Here is a 3770-nt window from a genome sequence, read left to right on the forward strand (position 1 = left end):
CCGAAGCACACTCCGCATTCGCGCCACGGAATGGGCATCGACCACCCAAAACGAGATCCGTCAGCGTCAATCGCCGCGCGGCACGCTGAAACATTGGAAAGCCAGCTTCTCAGCCAACTTTCGTGCATAGTTCAGGTTAAGCTGGACGCACTCCGTTCTCAATATTCATCCGCATTTGTCTGATCGCGAGATCTCGGGGCACGCCGCTCCGGGTCAGGAGGCTTGGCTCCAGGCGTAGCGGTGGTGGAGTCCACCGACGCGAGGAGACCCGACTGCTGAAGGATCTACTCGACGACGGGCTCATTTCTGAGGATGAGTACAACCTCAGACGGTCTTCGATTTTTGATGGGATCTAGAACGCCAAGCGGGTCTGAGTGCGCTGCTGAACGGGCCTTGAGCCCCGAGCATATTCAGCTCTACAGCGCCCCAGAAACTGTGAATATCGTCGGTCTGGCGAAAAACTGGGCTCAGCCTGACCTCTGGTGTGCTTAGCGAGACATCGTTGACACCTGATTCCGGAGACATGGTTTACACAATCGGCATTTGGGGAGAGCGCTTTGCGAATTGGCTGTTCAATGGGCAGGGTGCCGGGAGCACCGAGACCGGGGCGCACCCATCCTTTGAAGCAAGCGCAGCAGCGCCCCGGGTGCTTATGCCTCTCTGAGCACGACTACCCCGATGGATCTTTATGCTGGCAGGGCGCTACAGGCTGCGCACCGTCGAGGTGCGGACGGGGAGATCCCAGAAGGAAACCCGGACGCGGCCTCGTGTCGCGCACCTGGAGGGGAAGTGCGGCTCCCTGAGTGTAGCCGGCCGGGTCCCCAGTGGGCCCCCGGCTATCTGAGCGGCTGATTCTTGATGCTACCGCGATTTCTCAAGAGTGCCGTTTGTGGCCTCTAACCGCGGAAAAAACCCTGGTGGAGCTGAGGGGAGTCGAACCCCTGACCTCTTGAATGCCATTCAAGCGCTCTCCCAACTGAGCTACAGCCCCAGGGGAAAAACAGGCTATCGATCGGCTCCTGAGCTGTCAAAGTTGAGGCTGGGAAAGAGGGGGCGGGGCTCAGGCGGCCAAGGGATCGGTCGAAGAGGGGGGTGGAGGAATCTTGTCCGAGCAACCGGCACGGATGACCTGGGTGTTGATGGGGGTGGCTGCGCTGATCCTCTGCGGCCCCCTGTTGTATTGGCTCACGGATCTGGCGGTTCAGCCGGTCTGGTGGCGGTTTACCCGGCGCCAGTTGTTCTGGGCTGCTCTGTATGGCGGCGGGCTGGTGGCCTTCGTGGCGAGCTATCGCTGGCCCGTGCCCGGGTTCGTGGCGAGCACCCGGGCGCTGGTTCTGGGTGTGGCGGCCACCTTGTTGGCGACGGGCCTGCTCGGCGAGATCGTGCTGTGCTGGATGGAGCCGCCGACGCGTTTCGAAGCGCTCCCCTTTGCCGACCAGCGTCACGCTGCGGATCCGGACGTCGGGCACGTCTTCGTTCCGAACGTGACGCGCCAGCTCCAGACGACCGAATTCCGCTCGACCTGGAAGACCAACGGCGAGGGTGTCCGCGCAGATCGCGACTACGGCCCCAAGCCTCCCGGCGTGTTCCGCGTGCTGGTGATCGGCGATTCCTTCACCGCGGGAGGGCAGGTCGACCTGCCGGAAACCTATCCCGGAGTTCTGGATTCCGAGCTCGCGGAAACGTTTGGCCGCGGGCACATCGAAGTGGTCAACGCCGGCCACCCTGCGTACGGAACCGTCCACGCCCAACGCTGGGTCGAGAAATTCGCCGCGCGCTTCGAGCCGGATGTGATCGTCCACGGCATGACGCCAAACGATCTGGTCGAGAACCTACGCCCGGAGCTCGTCACCGCCAAAGACGGCCACCTGCATTGGAAGACCTCCACCCCCGGCCACAAGGCCCGATACGAGGATCGCCAGCGCTGGTACAGCGTGCCCGGCTGGCTCGACCGAAGCGCCCTGATCCGCCGCATCAACGGCGCGCCGGCCATCCGGCAGCTCCGCTTCGGCTTCATCTACCCCCATCGCCACGTCTACCAGGCGGAGCAGGACGAGACCTCTCTGGAGCGGTACGCCATCGTCTACGAGAATCTGGAACGCCTCCAGGCCCATACCGAGGCCCAGGGCGCCCGACTCGCGATCGCAATGATTCCCTTCCGCGAGCAACTGACCGAGCTACGCCCCGGGCTGGACGCCTTCGCCTACGCGCGCCGAATCACCGCCTGGGCCACCCCGCGCGGCGTACCGGTCATCGACACGCTCCCGGCTTTCCGCGCCCACCCCTCGCCCCAGGATCTCTTCTGGCAGAAGGACGCCCACTGCACGGCCGCCGGCTATCGCCTGGTCGGGGAGACCCTCGCCGAGGGCCTGCTGGCCAACGCCTCCGCCCTGGGTTTCCCAGCGGAAGCGCTCGACGCCTCCGAGCCGATGAGCCATTCTCGCTGATCCCACTCGCCGGAGTGATGGAACTGGTAGACATAGGGGACTCAAAATCCCCCGGCTGGAGACGGCCGTGTGGGTTCGAATCCCACCTCCGGCACCAGGGGCGCCGCTTGGCAGTGGCAGTATGCTCGGATGACTGCTCTGGCCCCTAGGCCTAGAACCAGTCCGGGAACTCTTCCCGGAAGCGTGCCTTCAACCGTTCGGGGTCACGTTCCCCGTCTCGCCATGTCACGTGCTGCTTAGGCGAGGCCACGTGGGCATCCCAGCCACCGCGGGAATTGCGGAAGATCTTGTCGCAGCCCGGAATAGGGCAGGGCAGATCTCGCTTGCTCGGCGCCTCGGCCGGACTCCGGCTGGCCTTCGAGAAGTGTGGCCGAGGCTGCGCCGAACGTCGCGAGAACTCGATACCGCCTGTTCCCAGAATGCCACCTTCAAACCGGGGATCTACAAGCTCGTGGGACAGAGGAATGCCCTCATGAAGCAGCCGGACGAGCGCCACCGCAACCATCAACGCGTCGAAGTCGTCTTCGCTGTCGAGTGAGGGCTTCAGATCGGGAAGGCGAAGCCCTGCCCGTGCGGGCCACGTTGCATTTTTCAGCTCTTCAATCGCATGTTCGCGGGCGCCCCGTTTTGTCTTGGCAACATCACGCGGTTGGGTCGGCAGCTGGGCGGAAAGCGCGAGAGCGTAGGCGGCTCGGGGATACACCTCGCCAAGAACGACCTCGGCACTCCTTGTCAGGTCTGCGATGGATCCGTCGAAAGGCCAGAGGGAGAAGGCTGAGTTCAACGAGCTCGCCGCGCGAAGCTCCTTCCACAACTCTCGGGTTCCGGACCCCACCGTGCCGGGGATTCCACGGAGAGCAAAGGCGGGATTCCCTCCTGTTCGTCGATCCATCAGGCGAAGCAATGAACTTCTCCCGCCTGCCGCAGCGTAGAACGCATCAAGGCTTCCTTTGCCCGGCGGTATCCCGAAGAACGGTTGTTCTGACTGCCAATCTGTTGCTGATGCCGACTCTTTGGCCAGCCCGGCCGAAATCGCGATGTAGTCGAGAGCCTCTTGGAAGCCCGATTGCCCCTGCTGAACGCCAAACGCGGCCGGAATGCCGAGGACCGCATCGATACCGACCAGCGCTGGGCGCTTGTATTCCTTCGCCAGGGTGCGAGCCAGATCCAGCAAGGCTGCTACCTGTAGACGCTCACTCAGAAGCGTAGAAATCTGATCATTTGGCCGGGGGGCGACGCAGCCCGCCGTTCCGGATTCCGATTCAGATCTTCCGGGTCGAAAGGTCCTTGACCCAGGGCGAACGCCCTCCCGGCTCGACCGGA

Annotated in this window: 2 protein-coding genes and 2 tRNA genes; 2 read left to right on the plus strand and 2 right to left on the minus strand. The window is 63.6% G+C overall.

The window, feature by feature from the left end; genetic code table 11:
- Positions 1-915: 915 nt before the first annotated feature.
- A tRNA-Ala gene (locus GY937_21485) sits at positions 916-991 on the minus strand.
- A 112-nt stretch (positions 992-1103) separates the two neighbouring features.
- Here GY937_21485 and GY937_21490 point away from each other — a divergent pair.
- A complete protein-coding gene (locus GY937_21490) occupies positions 1104-2447 on the plus strand; it encodes a hypothetical protein (protein ID MCP5059286.1) in 1344 nt (447 codons plus the stop codon).
- A gap of 8 nt (positions 2448-2455) precedes the next feature.
- Positions 2456-2544: transfer RNA gene (locus GY937_21495), tRNA-Leu, on the plus strand.
- A 54-nt stretch (positions 2545-2598) separates the two neighbouring features.
- Here the strand turns inward: GY937_21495 and GY937_21500 are convergent.
- On the minus strand, positions 2599-3339 hold the full coding sequence (locus GY937_21500) for a hypothetical protein (GenBank protein MCP5059287.1): 741 nt from the start codon (positions 3337-3339) through the stop codon (positions 2599-2601).
- Positions 3340-3770 lie beyond the last annotated feature (431 nt).

Source organism: bacterium (assembly GCA_024228115.1).
Lineage (GTDB): Bacteria > Myxococcota_A > UBA9160 > UBA9160 > UBA6930.